General features: G+C 70.6%; 14 protein-coding genes and 3 pseudogenes. 12 read left to right on the top strand and 5 right to left on the bottom strand.

Annotation, left to right across the window (positions count from 1 at the left end; genetic code table 11):
- Positions 1-876 (top strand): universal stress protein, encoded by an 876-nt coding sequence (locus tag ACZ5CZ_RS35240; RefSeq protein ID WP_385847731.1) that lies wholly within the window; start codon positions 1-3, stop codon positions 874-876.
- Between the two features lie 17 nt (positions 877-893).
- Here the strand turns inward: ACZ5CZ_RS35240 and ppk2 are convergent, their stop codons facing one another.
- Entirely contained in the window at positions 894-1,697 is an 804-nt protein-coding gene (ppk2, locus tag ACZ5CZ_RS35235; protein WP_385847732.1) for a polyphosphate kinase 2, read from the bottom strand.
- A 74-nt stretch (positions 1,698-1,771) separates the two neighbouring features.
- Here ppk2 and gap point away from each other — a divergent pair, with 74 nt between their 5' ends.
- On the top strand, positions 1,772-2,782 hold the full coding sequence (gene gap / locus ACZ5CZ_RS35230; protein WP_385847733.1) for a type I glyceraldehyde-3-phosphate dehydrogenase: 1,011 nt from the start codon (positions 1,772-1,774) through the stop codon (positions 2,780-2,782).
- A gap of 36 nt (positions 2,783-2,818) precedes the next feature.
- On the opposite strand, the gene ACZ5CZ_RS35225 is transcribed toward gap, so the two are convergent.
- Positions 2,819-5,125, bottom strand: a complete 2,307-nt coding sequence (locus ACZ5CZ_RS35225; protein WP_468948752.1) for a SpoIIE family protein phosphatase — start codon at positions 5,123-5,125, stop codon at positions 2,819-2,821.
- 309 nt (positions 5,126-5,434) lie between these two features.
- On the opposite strand from ACZ5CZ_RS35225, the gene ACZ5CZ_RS35220 reads away from it, so the two are divergent.
- The 7 genes and pseudogenes from ACZ5CZ_RS35220 to ACZ5CZ_RS35190 form a co-directional block, all read left to right on the top strand.
- Positions 5,435-8,128, top strand: a complete 2,694-nt coding sequence (locus tag ACZ5CZ_RS35220) for a bifunctional acetate--CoA ligase family protein/GNAT family N-acetyltransferase (protein WP_385847735.1) — start codon at positions 5,435-5,437, stop codon at positions 8,126-8,128.
- 23 nt (positions 8,129-8,151) lie between these two features.
- A pseudogene (locus tag ACZ5CZ_RS35215) lies at positions 8,152-8,883 on the top strand (CBS domain-containing protein).
- Between the two features lie 16 nt (positions 8,884-8,899).
- The gene (locus ACZ5CZ_RS35210; protein WP_385847736.1) at positions 8,900-9,397 is read left to right on the top strand and encodes a flavodoxin domain-containing protein; all 498 of its coding nucleotides are present in this window, start codon (positions 8,900-8,902) and stop codon (positions 9,395-9,397) included.
- Between the two features lie 750 nt (positions 9,398-10,147).
- A complete protein-coding gene (locus tag ACZ5CZ_RS35205) occupies positions 10,148-11,050 on the top strand; it encodes a universal stress protein (RefSeq protein ID WP_468948747.1) in 903 nt (300 codons plus the stop codon).
- 16 nt (positions 11,051-11,066) lie between these two features.
- On the top strand, positions 11,067-11,378 hold the full coding sequence (locus ACZ5CZ_RS35200; protein WP_385847737.1) for a PEP/pyruvate-binding domain-containing protein: 312 nt from the start codon (positions 11,067-11,069) through the stop codon (positions 11,376-11,378).
- Positions 11,379-11,567: 189 nt separating this feature from the next.
- The gene (locus ACZ5CZ_RS35195) at positions 11,568-12,980 is read left to right on the top strand and encodes a PEP-utilizing enzyme (protein ID WP_387056525.1); all 1,413 of its coding nucleotides are present in this window, start codon (positions 11,568-11,570) and stop codon (positions 12,978-12,980) included.
- A pseudogene (locus ACZ5CZ_RS35190) lies at positions 12,938-13,429 on the top strand (ATP-binding protein); the annotation flags it as partial. The gene ACZ5CZ_RS35195 and the pseudogene ACZ5CZ_RS35190, both read left to right, overlap by 43 nt.
- Before the next feature lie 55 nt (positions 13,430-13,484).
- On the opposite strand, the gene ACZ5CZ_RS35185 reads toward ACZ5CZ_RS35190, so the two are convergent.
- Complete coding sequence (locus tag ACZ5CZ_RS35185; RefSeq protein WP_385847740.1) at positions 13,485-14,054, bottom strand: SMI1/KNR4 family protein; 570 nt, start codon at positions 14,052-14,054, stop codon at positions 13,485-13,487.
- Between the two features lie 201 nt (positions 14,055-14,255).
- Between ACZ5CZ_RS35185 and ACZ5CZ_RS35180 the strand changes: the two are divergent.
- Positions 14,256-14,867 (top strand): annotated as a pseudogene (locus ACZ5CZ_RS35180) (transposase); the annotation flags it as partial.
- A 49-nt stretch (positions 14,868-14,916) separates the two neighbouring features.
- On the opposite strand, the gene ACZ5CZ_RS35175 reads toward ACZ5CZ_RS35180, so the two are convergent.
- Positions 14,917-15,486 (bottom strand): histidine phosphatase family protein, encoded by a 570-nt coding sequence (locus ACZ5CZ_RS35175; RefSeq protein WP_385847741.1) that lies wholly within the window; start codon positions 15,484-15,486, stop codon positions 14,917-14,919.
- 159 nt (positions 15,487-15,645) lie between these two features.
- Complete coding sequence (locus ACZ5CZ_RS35170) at positions 15,646-16,263, bottom strand: TetR/AcrR family transcriptional regulator C-terminal domain-containing protein (RefSeq protein WP_385847742.1); 618 nt, start codon at positions 16,261-16,263, stop codon at positions 15,646-15,648.
- Positions 16,264-16,329: 66 nt separating this feature from the next.
- On the opposite strand from ACZ5CZ_RS35170, the gene ACZ5CZ_RS35165 reads away from it, so the two are divergent.
- Positions 16,330-17,592: a beta-ketoacyl-[acyl-carrier-protein] synthase family protein gene (locus tag ACZ5CZ_RS35165; protein ID WP_385847743.1), complete on the top strand. Its 1,263-nt coding sequence runs from the start codon at positions 16,330-16,332 to the stop codon at positions 17,590-17,592.
- Between the two features lie 144 nt (positions 17,593-17,736).
- Positions 17,737-19,236, top strand: coding sequence for an aldo/keto reductase (locus tag ACZ5CZ_RS35160; protein ID WP_387056527.1), 1,500 nt, complete (start codon positions 17,737-17,739; stop codon positions 19,234-19,236).
- Positions 19,237-19,447 lie beyond the last annotated feature (211 nt).

Genomic DNA, 19,447 nt, shown 5'->3' with positions numbered 1-19,447 from the left:
ATGGAACTGCCCCTGGTCGTCGGCGTCGACGGCTCCGAGCCGAGCCTGCGCGCCGTCGACTGGGCGGCCGACGAAGCCGTCCTGCGCGATCTGCCGCTGCGGCTGGTGTACGCCTCGCTCTGGGAACGCTACGAAGGCACCTCACTTGCGGACGGTCTCGGCCAGCCCCCCGAACAGGTGATGGCCGAGGACATCGTCGAGACCGCCGCACGCCGAGTCCGTACCCGCCGACCCGACGTGAAGGTCACCCTCGACGTGCTGCCCGAGGAACCCGAGTACGCGCTGGTACGGGAAAGCCGCACCGCCGCTGCCATGGTTCTGGGCTCACGGGGCCGCAGCAGCCTGGCCGAGGCGCTCCTCGGCTCCGTCAGCGTGACGGTGGCCGGCCACGCGCACTGCCCCGTGATCGTGCTGCGCGGCAGCCACGACAACCGGGCCGTACCCGGCAGACACGGCCGCATCGTCGTGGGCGTGGGCGAGGAGCCGGTGGACGCGGCTGCGATGCACTTCGCCGCCGAGGAGGCACGGCGCCGAGGCGTGCCGCTGGAGGCCGTCCGGGCCTGGCGCTGCCCCGCACACGAGACGGCCGACCACCCCCTGCCGACGGGTGAACCGGCCCGACTGCACGAGGAACGAGCCGCAGCGATGCTGGAAGTGGCGCTGCGGGACGTCCCGGCTGATGTGGAGGTGCGTCGGCGTACCGTCGAGGGGCACGCCCGCCAGGTGCTGCTCGGTGCCTCGGCCGACGCCGACCTGCTCGTGGTCGGGGCCCGGCGCCGCGAGGGCCACCATGGCCTCCAGCAACTCGGCCGTGTCGCCCACGCGGTGCTGCACCGTGCCGTCTGCCCCGTCGCCGTCGTCCCCCAGCGGGGATGAGCGAGGTGACCGGCTGTTCAGAGGCGCGCCGCGTGATCGGGCACGTAGGTCCGCAGATCACGCGGCGGGTGCTCGTAGCCGGTCGACGGCGGCCGACGCGGAAGCTCCAGCACCGGCGGCGACACCTCTTGATACGGGATCGAGCCCAGCAGGTGGGCGATCATGTTCAGCCGGGCCCGGCGCTTGTCGTCGCTCTCGACGGTGTACCAGGGCGCCTCGGTGATGTCGGTGTGGACCAGCATCTCGTCCTTGGCCCGTGAGTAGGCCTCCCAGCGGGTGATCGACTCCAGGTCCATCGGCGACAGCTTCCAACGGCGCAGCGGATCCTCCAGGCGCCGCCGGAACCGCTCCTGCTGCTCGGTGTCGCTCACCGAGAACCAGTACTTGCGCAGCAGGATCCCGTCCTCCACCAGCATCCGCTCGAAGATCGGGCACTGCCGCAGGAAGAGCTGGTACTCCTCCTTCGTACAGAAGCCCATCACCTGCTCGACCCCGGCCCGGTTGTACCAGGACCGGTCGAACATCACGATCTCCCCGGCCGTCGGCAGGTGCTCCACATACCGCTGGAAGTACCACTGCGTGCGCTCACGCTCGGTCGGCTTCGGCAGCGCCGCGATCCGCGCCACCCGAGGGTTCAGGTGTTCGGCGACCCGCTTGATCGTGCCGCCCTTGCCGGCCGCGTCCCGCCCCTCGAAGATCACGACCAGCCGAGCACCCTCCGCCCGCACCCACTCCTGCAGCTTCACCAACTCGGTCTGCAGACGCAGAAGTTCCTTCTCATACATCTCGCGCGGCAGCTTCGCCGCCTTCTTAACGGCCATGCCGCCTCCACCCGACGACTCGCTGAGTCACTTCCGACCACGGTAGGCCCCCGACTGTAGAGGAGCTCCTCACCATGACCGTACGTGTCGGCATCAACGGCTTCGGCCGCATCGGCCGCACCTATCTCCGCGCGGCCCTGGACCGCGCGGAGGCGGGCACCCAGGACGTCCACGTCGTCGCGATCAACGACATCGCCCCGCCCGGCACCCTCGCGCACCTCCTGGAGTACGACTCGACGTTCGGGCACATCGGACGCGATGTCCTCCACGACGACAGCTCGATCACCGTCGACGGCCGGCGTATCGCCGTCACCGCCGAGCGCGACCCGGCGGCCCTGCACTGGTCCGACTACGGAGCCGACATCGTCATCGAGTCCACCGGCCGCTTCCGCGACCGCGACGCCGCGGCCCTGCACCTGAAGGCCGGCGCCCACACCGTCCTCCTGTCGGCGCCAGGCAAGGGCGTGGACGCCACCCTCGTGATGGGCGTCAACGACGACACCTACGACCGGCACCGTGACCGGATCATCTCGGCCGCCTCCTGCACCACCAACTGCCTCGCGCCGATGGCCAAGGTGCTCGACGAGAACTTCGGCATCGACCGCGGCCTGCTGACCACCGTCCACGGCTACACCAACGACCAGTCCCTGCTCGACGGCCCGCACAAGGACCTGCGCCGAGCCCGCTCGGCGGCACTGAGCATCATCCCGACCAGCACCGGTGCCGCTCGCGCCGTCGGCCTCGTACTGCCGGAGCTGGCCGGTGCGCTGGACGGGATCGCCGTCCGGGTGCCCGTGGAGGACGGCTCGCTCACCGACCTCACGGTGGTGCTGAACCGCGAGGCCACGGCCGACGAGATCAACGCGGCCTTCGCCGCGGCGGCGGAGGGCCCGCTGAACGGCATCCTGCGCGTCTCGACGGCGCCCATCGTGTCCCGCGACGTCATCGGCGACCCCGCCTCCTGCATCTTCGATGCCGCGCTCACCCAGGCGGGCGGCCCCCTCACGAAGGTCTTCGGCTGGTACGACAACGAATGGGGCTACACCAACCGGCTGCTGGACCTGACGCAGCTGGTCTCCGAGTGACGGCAAACGGAGCCCGCACACACAGATACGGCGGCTCTACAGCTTGAGGCTGAACCAGGTCGTCTTCCCGTGGTCCATCGGCCGTACGCCCCAGTCGTCGGCGAGGGCACGAACGAGCAGCAGGCCGCGCCCGGACTCCTCGTCCTCCGCCGCGAGGCGCGGTTGCGGCAGGTGGGGGCTGCGGTCGCTGATCTCCACGGTGAGATCGGTGTCCGTGCGGCACACGTGCACCCCGATGGGGCCCTGGGCGTGCTGCACGGCGTTGGTGAGGACTTCCGAAAGCAGCAGCAGCGCGTCATCCGCCGTGTCCGCGCAGTCCCATGTGCTCAGTGCCTTGCCGAGGAACTCGCGGCCCGCCGGCACGGACTCGGGCGCGGCGGGCAGGTCGGTGGTGGCCGTGGCCAGTGGAGCTGCGGGCAGCTGGGTCAGCAGCAGCGTGACGTCGTCGTGGCCGTCCGCGTCGGGCAGCAGCGTGGACAGGACGTGGTCGGCGGCGGTCTCCAGGTCGGGCACCGTGGTCGGCAGCTCGTCCAGGGTGGCGACGAGCTGGGTGAGCTTGTCCTCGATGTCCGTGCCGGGGGTCTCTATCAGGCCGTCGGTGTAGAGCACGAGGGTGGCGCCGGGCTCGATGGTGCGGCAGCACTGTTCGTAGATCACGCCACCGACGCCGAGGGGTGCGTTCACGGGTGCCGGGAGTGGCCGGGTGCGTGCACCGGGGGCGGAGACGAGAACCGGCAAGTGGCCCGCGGAACACACGGTCACCTCCCCGGCGTCGGCGGCGATGACCAGATAACAGCAGGTGACCAGCTGGTCGGGGACATCGAGATCGGCGACGACGGTGTCCATCGCCTGCATCAGTTGCCGTGGCTGGAGCCCGGTCTTGGCCAACGCGTGTGCCGCAGAGCGAAGCTGTCCCATGACGGCCGCGGCCTCGAGGCCCCGGCCCATCACATCGCCGATCAGCACGCCCACTCGGCCGGCGCCCAGTGGGATCAGGTCGAACCAGTCACCGCCGACACCGGCTCCCTGGGTCGCGGGGCGATAGCGGCTGGCGGTGGCGAGGCCGGGGATGGCGGGCGGCGTGCCCATCAGGCTGCGCTGCAGGGTCAGGGCGATGTGCCGCTGCTGCTCGTACAGTTCCGTCAACTCGGCCTCGGCGCGCTTGCGGTCGCTGATGTCCCGCACGATCGCGCACGCCCCGACGACCGCGCCGTCCGCGGCCCGGGTCGGCCACAGGGTGACGTCGACGTCCAGCAGCTTCCCGGAGCGGGTGAGCCTCAACGTCTCGAAGTGTTCGACCTTCTCGCCCCGGCGCAGCCGCTCCAGGAGCGCGGTGATCTCGTGGTTCCTCGCGGAGGGCGCCAGCATGGACACGTGCCGGCCCAGGACCTCGTCCGCCGTGAACCCGTACAGCCGCTGCGCGGCGGCGTTCCAGTAGGTGATGTGGCCGTCCAGGGTCTTCGCGAGGATGGCGTCCTGCGATGACTCGACCAGCGCGGCGAGCTCGTTGATGCGCTCCTCGGCGGCTTTGCGTTCGCTGACGTCGCGTACGGCGGCGGAGACGAGGAGGCCGTCGGTGGTCTCCAGGGGGCTGAGGCTGATTTCGACGGGGAACTCGGTGCCGTCCTTGCGGAGTCCGTAGAGGTCGAGTCCGGCGCCCATGGGGCGGACCTGCTGGTTGTGGGCGTAGCCGTTGCGGTGGGCGGTGTGGTGGGTGCGGAAGCGTTGGGGGACGAGGAGTTCGACGGGGTGGCCGAGGAGTTCTTCGCGCTGGTAGCCGAAGAGGGCTTCGGTCTGGGCGTTGACGAGGCGGATGGTGCCGGTGTCGTCGACGATGACCATGGCGTCCGGCGCCGCTTCCAGCAGCCCCCTGAACCTCTCCTCGGCGGCTTTGCGTTCGCTGACGTCGCGTACGGCGGCGGAGACGAGGAGGCCGTCGGTGGTCTCCAGGGGGCTGAGGCTGATTTCGACGGGGAACTCGGTGCCGTCCTTGCGGAGTCCGTAGAGGTCGAGTCCGGCGCCCATGGGGCGGACCTGCTGGTTGTGGGCGTAGCCGTTGCGGTGGGCGGTGTGGTGGGTGCGGAAGCGTTGGGGGACGAGGAGTTCGACGGGGTGGCCGAGGAGTTCTTCGCGCTGGTAGCCGAAGAGGGCTTCGGTCTGGGCGTTGACGAGGCGGATGGTGCCGGTGTCGTCGACGATGACCATGGCGTCCGGCGCCGCTTCCAGCAGCCCCCTGAACCTCTCCTCGGCGGCGCCCGGAACGCCACCGGGGGCCCGGGCGCCGCACCGGCACGTGCCGGGTTCCCTCGCGCAGGCGGGATCAGATGGTGCTGTTTCGATCAAGTCGTTCATTCTCGTCCTCGGCCCCCCAGGCTCACGTTGAGACAGGTCATCCCAACGCAAACCGCGCAGTTCTGCCATGACAAGTCATGTAGTGGCCTCCCGTGCCCGAAGTTGTACGCACACATGACCGTGGTGACCGTTCCTTGGCGGCGTTCGTCCGGTCACATCCCTGCCAAACCGGTGATCCACGGACACGCACCCCGGGGAAGAAGGGCCGACCGGCCCTCGAAGGACCTCCGCACAGCCCATGGGATCCCGTCGTGGTCCGTCTGATGCTCGAACCACCGAGAGCCTTGGAGGAGATCCCCGATGTCGGACGCCGTGCTCAACCGCCCCCCGGTTCACGCCCTGCTCATGGATGGCAGCACCGTGTGCATCCGGCCTGTGACCCCGGCCGACCACGACCAGGTGCAGGGGCTCTACGAGGCGATGTCCCCGGAGAACCTCCGCCTCCGGTTCTTCTCGATGAGCCCCCGGTCCGCCGCTCTGGCCGCCGACCGGGCCTGCGCCCCGGCGCACCCCGGCCACCGGGCCCTGCTGGCCGAGACGCACGGTCGAGTGATCGGACTCGCCGCGTACGACACGGCGGGCGGGAAGGACGAAGCCGAGATCTCCATCGCCGTCTGCGACGGTCTGCACCATCGCGGAGTGGGCACCCTGCTCGTCGAGCACCTGGTCTCCGCCGCCCGGGCCGACGGCATCACCACCTTCACCGCCGACGCGCTCAGCGAGAACCGCGAGATACTCCGGCTCTTCGCTGACCTCGGCCTGCGCACCGCCCGCCACTTCGAGGGGCCCGAGGTGCGCTGCACCATCCGGCTCGACGCGGACGACGCCTATCTGTCGGCTGTGGAGGCCCGGGGGCGGGCCGCCGACGTGGCCAGCCTCGAGCCGCTGCTGTGCCCGAACGTGGTCGCTGTTGTCGGCGCCGGACGCAAACCCGGCTCGGTCGGCCGGGGGATCCTGCACCACCTGAAGGAGGGCGGTTACACCCGCCGCCTGTTCGCCGTGAACCCGAGTGCCAACCACATCCTCGGCGTGCCGTCGTACCCGTCCGTGAGCGCGCTGCCGAAGACCCCCGACCTGGTGGTCGTGGCCGTCCCGGCCACAGTGGTCCCGGTCACGGCCGAGGAGTGCGGCAAGGCCGGCGTCCGGGCGCTGCTCGTCGTCACCGCCGGTCTCGACGCCGGCCAGGCGCAGGCGCTGCTGGCCACCTGCCGCACCCACGGCATGCGCCTGGTGGGACCCAACTGCCTCGGCATCTCCAACACCGACCCCGACCTGCGGCTGGACGCCACCTTCGCCGCCGACCACCCCCGCCCCGGTACCGCTGGCGTGGCCGTGCAGTCCGGCGGGGTCGGCATCGCCCTGCTCGACGGGCTGTCCCGGCTCGGCATCGGCGTCTCGTCCTTCGCCTCGCTCGGTGACAAGTACGACGTCAGCGGCAACGACATGCTCCAGTGGTGGGAGAGCGACGGCCGTACCGAACTCGCCCTGCTGCACCTGGAGTCCTTCGGCAGCCCCCGCGCGTTCTCCCGCACGGCTCGCCGCGTTACCCGCCGTATGCCGGTACTGACCGTCGACGCGGGCCGTACCGAGGCGGGTCGCCGGGCCGCCGCCTCCCACACCGCGGCCGCCGCCACCCGCACCATGACCCGGCAGGCACTGTTCACGCAGGCCGGCATCACCGCCACCCGCTCGGTCGGTGAACTCCTGGAAACCGCTGCCCTGATGCACTCCCAGCCGCTCCCCGCGGGAACCCGGGTCGCGATCGTCACCAACGCGGGCGGTGCGGGCGTCCTCGCTGCCGACGCCTGCACAGAGGCGGGACTGGCCCTGCCGCCGCTGGCCGCTGACGTCGTCGACGACCTGCTCGCCGTGCTCCCGCAGGGTGCGGCGGCCGGCAACCCCGTGGACGCCACCGCGGTGGTCACGGAGGAGCAGCTCGCGGACTGCCTGGACCGGCTGGCGCTCCACCCGGGCATCGACGCCGTACTGGTGGCCCTCGTACCCACGGCGGTCGCCGCCGCGACCGGTGACGACCTCGTCCGGGCACTCACCGACGCCCCCGCGCACCGGGCCAAGCCGGTCGTCGCCGTATGCCTCGAACAGGGCCTGCCGGTCCAGCTGCTGCCCGCCGCCGACGCGGGCACCATCCCCTCGTACGCCGAACCTCAGGCGGCGGCACGTGCGCTGGCGCACGCCGCACGCCGCGCGGCCTGGCTCGCCCGGCCCGTGGGCACGGTCCCGGAACTCGACGGCATCGACACCACCCGTGCCCGGGAGATCACTGACACCTTCCTGGCCGCGCATCCGGACGGGGGCTGGCTCGACCCGCGCATCTGTGCCGACATGCTGGCCTGCTACGGCATCCCGCAGATCCCGTGGGCGTGGGCGGAGACCGAGGACGATGCCGTCCTCGCGGCCCGGCGGCTGCGCGGTCCGGACGGCCGGGTGGTGATGAAGGCCCACTGGCCGGGACTGGTCCACAAGAGCGAGCAGCGGGCCGTGCGTCTCGACCTCCAGGGCGATGCCCAAGTCCGGGCCGCCTTCCGGGACTTCGAGACCCGGTTCGCGGGGCTGCTCACCGGTGTGGTCGTACAGCCGCTCGCCGCGCGCGGCACCGAACTGTTCGCGGGCGTCGTCCAGGACGAGGTCTTCGGCCCGCTCGTGCTGTTCGGGCTCGGGGGTACCGCGACCGAGGTCCTCGGCGACCACGCCGCCCGACTCGCCCCGCTCACCGACCACGATGTGCACGACCTGATCACCGCGCCGCGCTGCGCGCCGCTGCTGTTCGGAGCGCGCGGCAGCGGGCCGGCCGACCTCGAAGGGCTGGAGCAGCTGCTCCTGCGCCTGTCCCGGATGGCGGCCGACCGGCCGCAGCTCGCCGAGGTCGACTTCAACCCCGTGCTGGCGACCACGGCCGATATCTCCGTGCTCGACGCGCGGGTGCGGCTGGTGCCGCGTGGGCCGCAGGACCCTTATCTGCGCCGACTCCGTTGAGTCTCCACCGAGGAGGACCAGTGATGAAGCACAACAAGGTCGGCTCCGTGATGGCCACGGACGTCGTCCGCGCCTCGTACGGCACCCCCTTCAAGGAAGTGGCGCGACTGCTCGCCCACCACAGGATCAGCTGACTGGCCGTCGTGGGCGAGGACGAGAATGTCATCGGCGTCATCTCCGAGACTGACTTGATGGCCCGTCAGGCCGGAATACCCGATCCGTACGAGCCGAAGCGCCGCTTCCGGGCGATGGCGTTGACACGCGGCGGAAGGCGAAGGGCCGCGAAGGCGGCGGCCCGCACCGCCGGCCAGCTGATGACCGAACCGCCCGTCACCGTGCGCGCCGAGGACACCATCGTCGAGGCCGCGCGGACCATGGCCCAGCGGCGGGTGGAGAGGCTGCCGGTCGTGGACGAGGAGGACCGGCTCGTCGGCATCGTCACCCGCCGGGACCTGCTCCGGGTCTTCCTGCGGCCGGACTCGGAGATCCGCGACGAGGTGGTCGAGGAAGTCCTTGTCCGCGCGCTGTGGCTGCCGCCGCAGAGCGTCGACGTCTCCGTGGTGGAGGGTGTGGTCACGCTCGCCGGCCACATGGAGCGCAAGAGTGAGACACAGATCGCCGTCTCCATGGCCAAGCAGATCGACGGCGTCGTCGCGGTGGTCGACAACCTCACCTACCGCCTGGACGACAGCCACGCCCAGCCTGTCCAACAGGCCCTGCACGGCGTTGCCGATGACTGGCTGCGCAAACTGTGAGGGGAGGCGGACCGCCATGACCGGCAGGGTCCTGGTCGCGTACGGGACGACGAACGGATCGACCGCGCAGATCGCCGAGGCGGTCGCCCAGGTGCTGGGCAAGGAGGGGCTGACGGTGGAGGCACGGCCAGCACCATCGGTGGCGAACATCGAGATGTACGACGCTGTGGTGGTCGGGGGCGCACTGTACGCCGGCCGCTGGCACAAGGACGCGCGCCGCTTCGTCCGCCGCCACCACCGCGCCCTGGCCGAACGCCCCCTGTGGTTCTTCAGCAGCGGGCCGCTGGACACTTCGGCCGCGGAGCGGAACATCCCGCCCGTGCCCGGCGTACGGCGCGCCATGGACCGGCTCGGCGTCAGGGAGCACGTCACCTTCGGCGGCTGCCTGAAGCAGGGCACGCGGGGCAGAGTCGCACGGATGATCCTCCGCAACGGCAAGGGCGGTGACTTCCGCGACTTCCCCGCGATCGAGGCCTGGGCGGAGCGGCTCGCAGAGGAAGTGACGGCTGCTTAGGCCGTCACTTCCTCGCCTCGGCCCGCCCACGTTTCACGGCACGATGGCGACCGGACATCGGGCTTCGCGCGACAAGGCCTGCACGAAGCCCGGGTCCCCCGCAGCGCGTCGGCCAGCAGTTGCACTTCATGGTCTTCCCCGGTGGCACGGTCCTTCTCGGGAACACCGAAGGGCAACCCGGCGGCACAGGAGGAAAGGTTTCAGGCATGTACGGCGTGCAGCGTGCAGCCGTACACCCCGGGCCTGGGCGGCGTCGAAAGCGAAGCCGATGGCCCGCTCCGCCGGGTGACCGGCGTCGATCCCGAGGGTGACCTGTGTGTCCGGGTGCGCCGCAGCTGTGACGGGGACGAGGGCGGCCGGGCCCGTTGCCAGGCCGGTGGGGTCGTCCCCCGCCGCGGACAGGTCGAGCACGAGCATCGCCGTGGTACTCAGATCGGTCGGCGGTGAGCCGTACCGCACCTCGAGCGGCAGGTCGTGCAGAGACGCCTCGCGCGCCGCCAGTCCACGGCCGTATGACCACGGCCTGACCCGTTGGCGCAGGCAATGACGACGTGGCCCACGGCGACCGCCTCTCTGGCACCCGGGTGACCCGCTCTCACGCCTCCTACCGTGCCGATCGCCCCAGGACCGGCGCAGGGGCCGAACGGACCTGCGTAAGCCCTTGCGGCCCATATCCGACCGGGTCTCCCCAGCAAGACGCTGGCAGTACCAAGCAGGCCAAGTGCAGGCCAAGTGCAGGAGGTGCGCACCATGCTGTCGCCCGTCATCGCCGGAGTGGACGGATCGACCGAGAGCCTCGCGGCCGCCGAGTGGGCCGCCCGCGAGGCCGTGCGTCGTGACCGACCGCTGCGACTGGTGCACGCCTGGAGCTGGCACCCGCGAGGACACGACGGCGCGCCGGCCAACGCCGCGCAGCGACATCTGGCGCGCCGGGTCCTGCGGCAGGCGGCGGAGCGCGTCCGCAGCGCCGTACCCGGCGTGCGCCTCACCGACGAGCAGGTCGAGGGCCCGGCGACCGCTGCCTTGCTGAAGGCCGCCGAACAGGCCGAGTTGCTGGTCCTGGGCTCGCGCGGCCTGAGCGGCTTCACCGGTCTCCTCGTCGGTTCCGTCGCCCAAGGGGTGGTCGCGAAGGCCACCCGTCCGGTGGTCCTCGTACGGGCAGGGGAGGAGGCCGAGGACGAGCACGTCCCGGCGGACGACGGCAGCCCGTCCACCCGGACCGGATACCTCGACGTGGTGCTCGGCATCGACCTAGCCGATGCCTGCGACGAGGTGATCGAGTTCGCGTTCGAGGAAGCCCAGTTGCGGCAGGCCCGCCTGCGGGTCGTGTACGCCTGGCAGCCGCCATCTGCCATCAGCCTCGGCCCCGGAGACATCGCTCTGGTCAACGATCCCGAGCGGGCCGAGGAGTGGCAGGGATTCCTGTCCGCTGTCCTGAAGGTGTGGCGGGACAAGTACCCCGAGACCGAGGTCCTGGAGACCGTTGTGGAGGGCAAGGCCTCCACCGCGCTGGTCCGGGCCGCCTCCGCGGCGGGCCTCCTTGTCGTCGGCTGCCGCCTGGCCGAGCGGCCTACGGTTCCGCGTATCGGCCCCGTCACCCATGCCGCCGTCCACCACGTCGGCTGCCCGCTGGCCGTCGTGCCCCACGAGTGAGAGACCGGAGAGCGCGATGAGCACACCGACGACGTACGTGTACGCGTTCGCCGAAGGCAGCCGGGAGTTGGCCGGCCTGCTCGGCGGCAAGGGCGCCGGCCTGGCCGAGATGACCCGGCTCGGACTGCCCGTGCCGCCGGGCTTCACCGTCACCACCGAAGCCTGCAAGGTCTACCTCGCCACGGGGCAGGAGCCACCCGAACTCGGTATCGAGGAGGCCCGCGCCCTGGCCGACCTGGAACGGACCATGGGACGCACCCTCGGTGCGCCCGACGAGCCGCTCCTGGACTCCGTACGCTCCGGCGCCCGCTCTCGATGCCCGGCATGATGGAGACCATCCTCGACATCGGCCTCAACGACGAGTCCGTCGCCGGTCTCGCGAAGGCCTCCGGACAGGAGCGGTTCGCCTGGGACTCCTACCGGCGCCTCGTGCAGATGTTCGGCCGCACGGTGATGGGCGTCGACGGCGACCTGTTCGAGCAGGCCATCGCCGCGCACAAGGCTCAGCGCGGGATGCGTGACGACCACGACCTCGACGCCGGGGAACTCGCGCTCCTCACCGCGGAGTTCAAGGCGATCATCCGCCGGGAAACGGGTGAGGACTTCCCTCAGGATCCCGTCGAGCAGCTCCAGCGTGCCATCCGTGCGGTCTTCGACTCCTGGAACGGCGAACGCGCCCCGTGTCTACCGCCGCCGCGAACACATCCCCGAGGACCTCGGCACCGCCGTCCACGTCCAGGCGATGGTGTTCGGCAACCTCGGTCCCGACTCCGGCACCGGCGTCGCCTTTACCCGCGACCCCGCCACCGGCGCCCGCGGCATGTACGGCGACTACCTGCCCGACGCCCAGGGCGAGGACGTCGTCTCCGGAGTCCGCGACGCAGTACCCCTGAGCAGGCTGAAGACCCTCGATCCCCGCTCCTACGTCGAACTCGGCGACCACCTGCGCACGCTGGAGAACCACTACCGCGACCTGTGCGACGTCGAGTTCACCGTCGAGCGCGGCCGACTGTGGATCCTCCAGACGCGGGTCGGCAAGCGGACCGCCGAGGCCGCCTTCCGTATCGCCCACGACCTGTGCGAGGAGAAGACGATCACGGCCGACGAGGCACTGGCCCGCGTGGACGGAGCCGAGCTGACCCGGCTGATGTTCCCACGCTTCGACACCACCCCCGCCGACGTGCCTCTCGCACAGGGCGTACCGGGCGCAGCGGTCGGGGTCGTCGTCTTCGACTCCGCCGAAGCCCAGCGCCGAGCCGCCGGCGGGCAGGACACCATCCTCGTGCGCCGTGAGACCACCCCCGACGACCTGCCCGGAATGATCGCCGCTCAGGCCGTCCTCACCAGCCGCGGCGGCAAGACCAGCCACGCCGCCGTCGTCGCCCGCGGCATGGGCAAGGTGTGCGTGTGCGGGGCCGAGTCGCTGACCGTCGACCCGGTCGGCCGCCGCCTCACCACGGACACAGGGGCCGTCGTACGCGAGGGTGACACCGTGTCCGTCGACGGAACGGCGGGCACCGTGCACCTCGGTGCGCTGCCGCTCACCGCCTCCAACGTCGGCCGCGCGCTGGAGACCGAGGAGAGCACCGGCCCGTTGACCGAGGCGGTCCTGGCGGCACTCGCCCACGCGGACTCCGTCCGCCGCCTTCGGGTACGGGCCAACGCCGACACGCCCGAGGACGCCGCACGCGCCCGCAGGCTCGGCGCCCAGGGCATCGGCCTGTGCCGCACCGAGCACATGTTCCTCGGCGACCGCAGGACGCTGGTCGAGGCGGTGATCATCGCCCGCGACGACACGGCCCGCGAGGAGGCTCTCGCGGCGCTGCTGCCGCTGCAGCGCGAGGACTTCGTCGGCATGCTCAAAGCCATGGACGGGCTGCCGGTGGCGACCTGGCCGCCCTGCGCTGGCTCCACGCCGGCGAGTCGGTGATCTTGTTCGGGCCGGTCGGCGTGGGCAAGACACACGTCGCTCAGGCCCTGGGGCATCTCGCCGTCCGCCAGTGCGCGAACGTCCGCTTCGCGAAGACCAGCCGGATCCTGGCCGAGCTCGCCGGCGGCCACGCGGACCGCACCTGGGACAAGCGGATGCGGGAGCTGATCCGCCCCGACGTGCTGATCCTGGACGACTTCGCGATGCGCCAGCTGACCGCGGCCCAGGCCGACGACCTCTACGAGCTGGTCTCCGAGCGCCAGGGACGCTCGCTGATCATCACCAGCAACCGGGCCCCCAGCGACTGGTATCCCCTCTTCCCCAACCCCGTCGTCGCCGAATCACTGCTCGACAGGCTGATCAACACCAGCCACCAAGTCATCATGAACGGACCCAGCTACCGGCCGAACAAGCGACCCAAGACCACCGGCGAGAAGCCCTGGAGCTGAGTCGCTGCCGCGGATCACGGCCCGTCTTCCCATGCCGGCCCGATGACGCCCGGCCTCATCCCCAGCCGGGCGGAAGCAGGTCCCAGGAGTCTCGACCGAGCCATTCACCGAAGGTCACAGGTCTGGCACCGCCAGCATGATCGAGGGACAGCGGGATGATCAGGTCGCAGGTCGCCCGTCCGTCCCACCACACCGTGCCGGCGAGCGGGCCTGTGATCACCAGGAGAGTGGCGAATCCGCAACCGTGCTCCTTCGCCACAACAGACCCCGCCGTCTTCCGCTCGTCGAAGTCCCAATACTCGATGTTCCAAGCATTCATGGACTCCGAGAAAGCGTCCTCATCCGGATAGTCCTCCGCCCGGGGCTGGCGCCGGAAGAACTCGTCGTCGGCATCCTCGTAGGAGTCCGGGTGGGGGAAGGGCAGCGGCAGCAGGTCGCGTCGCTTCTTGCTGTTCCCCGCCCACCACCAGCCGTTCTCCGTCTTCTCAAGCTGGGCGACCGCCCCGCCCGCACTCACCTGCCGCAAGTAGCGGCGATACTCGCTGGGGAAGGCGACTCCGAGTTCGGCCTCGGCTTCGATCACTTCGGCCTCGGACAACGGGGGTGGCACGGCGGGACGATTCATGGAGCCCGAGGCTAGACGATGACCCTTCGTGCCGCAGCTGACTTCCTCTGCGTCTCAAGCACTGCAAAGGCATCTCGCACGCCCTTGCGATCGGCGCCCGTCCCGCGGGCTCACCCTGGGCAGTCGACCGCCGAGCCGATGCCCAGAGGGTGGGGAATTACGCCGACAGGACCCCTGGGGAATATCGCCGTCGTTCACAACGCGGCCAAGAAGGCCCGCGTCGAACACCTCTACGCGATTGCCGACGGCGAGGCCATACCCGAGGAGGGCGAGCTCGAAGTCGTCTTGTGTATGGACGAGTTCGGGCCGTTCGACCTGTTGCCCCACCCGGCCGGCAGTGGGGCCGAGCGCTCCGGCGAACACAAGGGCTCCGACCGCGAACCCCGCCGCAGGCGGCGGACGACCTACAACCGCTACGGCGGAGTACGGCACCTGTTCGCCGCCCTGGACCTGGCCAAGGGCAAGCTCTACGGCCACATCAAGCCGGTCAAGAAGCGCACCCAGTTCCTGGAGCTCTGCCGCTACGTGCGAACCCTCTACCCTTCCGAGGTCCGTATCGCGATCGTCTGTGACAACTTCTCCCAGCGGGTCGGCACCTGGGCCGCGGCGAACAACGTCGAGATCGCCTACACCCCTACAAACAGCTCCTGGCTCGACCGCATAGAAGCCCAGTTCACCGCCCTGCGCTACTTCACCCTCGAGGGCACCAGCCACAAGGAGCAGGGCAGCACGATCCGCCGCTACATCATGTGGCGAAATCGCCACGCCGACGACCGGCGCCTACACTCCGTCGTCGCCAGGGCCAACGTCGCCTACCCGCACGGCAGTAGCCACACCTTGGACGGGATATGGACAGCCTTCATTACGGCACGTTCCACCCGAGCACGACTGGCAGCTTGTGCTCATAACCCAGCGTGTTGATCGTCCCCGGATGCGGGTGCCCGAACTGCCGCGCGGCCGAAGCGTCGAGCCCGAGCCAGCGCGCGGTGAGTATGCGTGACAGGTGGCCGTGCGCAACGACGGCCACGTCGCCCTTGTCCAGCAGCGGCCGGACCCGGCCGAGGAAGGCGTCGACCCGCACCGTCACGTGCCCGAGGTCCTCGCCGGCGTCGACGCCGTCGCGCCACAGCTCCCAGCCGGGCTTGAGTTCCTGGATTTGCTCGGCGGTCAGCCCCTCGTAGCGGCCGTAGTCCCACTCGATCAGGTCGGTGTCGGGCTCCGCGCCGCTCAGCCCCGCCAGTTCGGCGGTCCGCACGGCGCGAGTCAGCGGGCTGCTGTAGACGGCGACGAACTCCCGTTCGGCCAGTCGAGGTGCGAGCGCACGTGCCGCATCCTCCCCCGCCTTGGTCAGCGGTAGGTCAGTGCGGCCAGCATGCTGTCCGGTCCGGCTCCATGTGGTCTCGCCGTGCCTGATCAACACCAATTCGCCCATGGCTGAGGACCATATCTCACATCGAACACAGGGCGAACGTTGTCTGATACGGCACTAGCCGCAGCAGTGGAGTTCGTCGGCGACGGCAGACACACCGACCGCGACAAGGCCACCGTCGCGTGGGAACCGCGCACGTCGTCGCCGCCCTGTTCGACTGAGCTAACCGAGATCGGCTTCGTTATGGATGGTCAACGCTCCGGCGAGGTCGAGGTCGGCGTTGGTGCCGTGTGCCCCGGCGCGGACGAGCAGCACTGCGCCGAGCGCGGTGCTCCAGAACGTCCTGGTCTCCACGCTGAGCGGTCGACGGGTCCTCCAACCGCGACTGTCGATGAGCTGGCTCACGAAGCGCTCCGATTGCCGGAACAGCAACTGAAGGTGCTGGTCGACCACCGGGGCGAGTTCGGGCTTGGAGACCCCGGCGGCGAGGGCTCGCGCGACTGACGGGAGCGAGGGCATGGCCAGTACGGCGCGGGCGATGTTGCGCCGAAATGTCGCCGCATCGGGGGCTTGGCGACCGATGCGCTCGATCCGTCGGGCGTCGTGCAGCAAGCCGAGAAAGGCGGCGTGCACGAGCAGCGAGTCCTTGGAGCCGAAGTAGTAGGTGACCTGATTGGGGAAGACGCCCGCCGCGTTCGCGATCTCCGCGACGCTCACCTCAGCGCCGGGCCGCTCCATGCAGAGCCGGGCAGTTGCCTCAATCAGCCGGCGCCTCGTCGCGCGACCGCGGTCACGCGACCGAGTCGACGTTGATCGAGCTTCGGTTCGCTTCTTCTCCACACCCGAATTGTATGTGATACAACGATGCCTGCTTGCTTGTATCGCATACAAGAAAGGTTGAAGGGTATGCACCGGACTGAAGTCGTCGTGACCGGACTCGGCGCGATCACACCACTCGGGGCAGACGTGGAATCCACCTGGAAAGCCCTGCTTGCCGGCGAGTCCGGCATCCGCGGCGGCGTCCTACCCGGTCACGAGGACACTGGTCTTCCCGACACCGTCGCGGGGACGATGGCGATCGATCCCGCCGAGTCGCTACTGCCGGTGCAGGTCAGGCGGCTCGACCGCTCGCAGCAGGCAGCCCTCACCGCGGCGGCGGAAGCCTGGGCCGATGCAGGTGCCCCGCGGGTCGACCCGGACCGGCTCGCATCATCGGTCGGCACGGGTATCGGGGGCGTGCGGACGCTGCTGAAGGAAGACGACGTGCTGGAGGTGGCCGGGACGCGGCGCGTCTCGCCACGCACGGTCCCGATGCTCATGCCGAATGCGGCGGCGGCGCTGATCAGCATCGAATACGGCGCACGGGCCGGGGTCTACACGCCCGTCTCGGCATGCTCCTCCGGTGCCGAGGCAATCGCTCTGGGAGCCAGGCTCATCCGCGCCGGCGAGGCGGACGTGGTCATCGCGGGCGGGACCGAGGCCGCGATCACCCCGATCACCGTCGCCGGCTTCGCCCAGGCACAAGCACTGTCGCGGCACACCGCTGAACCTGCCTCAGCGTCCCGGCCGTTCGCCGCGGACCGCAGCGGATTCGTCCTCAGTGAAGGCGCCGCTGTCGTGGTGCTCGAAAGCGCCGAGCATGCCAGCGCCCGAGGCGCGCGCGTCCACGCGGTCCTCGCGGGCGCCGGTATCGCCGCAGACGCTCACCACATCACGGCGCCCGCTGCCGACGGCTCCGGTCAGATCTCGGCCATGCGGAAGGCCCTTGCGCAAGCCGGTTTGGCTCCTGAGCAGATCAGCCACATCAACGCCCACGCCACCGGAACTCCGGTCGGCGACGTCGCCGAGGCCCACGCGATCAGGCAGGTCTTCGGCCGCGCCACCGTGACGGCCCCCAAGGCGGCGCTTGGTCATCTCTTTGGCGCGGCGGGGGCGATCGAGGCGCTCATCGCCGTTCTCAGCGTGGAGCACGGCGTCATCCCCCCGACTCGCAACCTCACCGCGGCCGGCGTCGGGCCCGACATCGATCTCGATGTCGCCGCAGAGCGACGAGACGTCCCCCAGGAGGCCGTGCTCAGCAACTCCTTCGGCTTCGGTGGGCAGAATGTCTCCCTCATCGTCACCGCCGCACGGCACCACGCGTCCCGTACGGACTCGACCACACCATGACCCACGCGAACGCACCAGTGTCCGTGGAGGGTCGCCGCCGATTGATCGAGCGTTGCAAGACTCGTCTGGCCGCCCACCCGACGCTGCGGGTCTCCACGAAGGCCGGCTACTTCACCGCAGCCATCGGTTCCGATGCAGTGAACGCTGACGTCCTCACCGAGGACCAGGCCCCGGCCGGGCACAGCCTCGCCCCGGACAACGTGCTGGCAGATCGCCCGCAACCGCGAGCAACTCGGGCGCGACCGGCTGGACCTGGTCCTGCTCCACAACCCCGAGCGCGCCCACCCCGGTGACCGGAGCGCCCTGCACCACACAGTCCGTGACGCCTTCGCCGTCCTGGAGGAAGCCGCGGCGGCAGGGCGCGTGACCGGGTATGGGGTCGCTACGTGGGCGGGCCTGGAGGAAGAGGCGTTCACAGTGGGGGAGCTGCTCGCCCTGGCTGCCGAAGCCGCTGGCGGGACGGAGTACCACCTGGCCGCGGTCCAGCTGCCGGTCAGCCTGGTGATGATGACGCCCATCGTCCAGGCCCTTCACGGCCAGGGCCCCCCGGCCGCCGTCGGCGCGGGGCTGCGGGTGATGGCATCAGCACCGCTGCACGGCGGCGAGCTGCCCGGCATAGTCGACCAGGAGCTCGCCGACCTCATCCGGCCGGGCCTGACCCCCGCACAGGCGTGCCTCCTCACCGTGGCGTCATGCCCAGGAGTGACGGACGTCCTCATCGCCGCCTCCAGTGCGCCACACTGGAGCGAGGCGGCCGACGCCGTCGCCCAACCCACCCTGACCGCCGCCCAGTGCGGGAGATCACTGGTGTACTCGCCACCCACTGACCCGGACACCGAGCGCCGCCTGCGCGTCCACCACGCCCGCGCCGCGACGGCCCTGGACGTCCGAGTGGAGCCGGGCAGGGAGTTCTGGGGGTGGGCTGGGCGCACCCTGGGTGCCCCGGCCCGCACCGCCGACGGCCAACCGGCGTGGCTGCGGCTGGTATCCGCACCGAAGGACAAGGCGTCAGGGAAGCTGTGGGACGGAGCCCTCGACGCCCAGCACGCCTTCGGCGACCTCGACGGGCACCGGCCCGCCCTCCTGGCCGTCCACGACGCCGTCGACGACGGCACCGCCTACCGGGCGGAGCTGTCGGTGCGCGTCGACCAGCCGGTCCTGTCCGAGGATCCGGTCCTTCGGCACGGCATCCAGCTGCCGGACTCCTGGTGGCAGCAGCTCGCCGGGGTGCTTCAGAAGGTGGCGGCCGCTGGCACCGACCGCGTCGCTGTACGACAGCAGTACATGGACCGGGTCATCGCCCAGTTCGTCGGCATCCCGGCCCCGGTCGTGACCTGCTGGACCACCGCCCACGCCGACGTGCACTGGGCGAACCTCACCGCATCGCCCCTTCAGCTTTTGGACTGGGAGGGCTGGGGCCGAGCACCTGAGGGGCACGACGCCGCCACCCTCTACGCCTACACCCTGCTCCAGCCGGACACCGCCGCCCGCGTCCGTGCCACCTTCCCCATCCTGGGCAGCCCGGCCGGCCTGGCCGCCGAAGCCACCGTATGCGCCCAGCTGCTCCAGACCGTGGCCCGCGGCGACAACGTCGTCCTCGAGGACCAGCTCCGGAACTGGGCGGAGGAACTCCGCCGGCGCTGACGGCAAGGGGGCCGGGCGGAGCTTGTTTCCCAGGTGCGGAGCAGGCAGTGCTCGCGGATGTGTTCAGCGGCGTTCCGGTTGCCGTTGCACCGACCCGCCGTTCCGGCGGATTCCTCGCACGTGCCGGTGATCTTTCGGCTGTTCTGGGGCGTTGGCCGCAGCCCGGCTCCTAACGTTCTTCCACCGGTGTCGGGCTGCGTCGAAGGGTGGT

It is taken from the genome of Streptomyces sp. NPDC031418, from assembly GCF_055581605.1.
The sequence above is the reverse complement of the archived record's forward strand: the minus strand, read 5'-3'. Positions and strand labels throughout refer to the sequence as shown.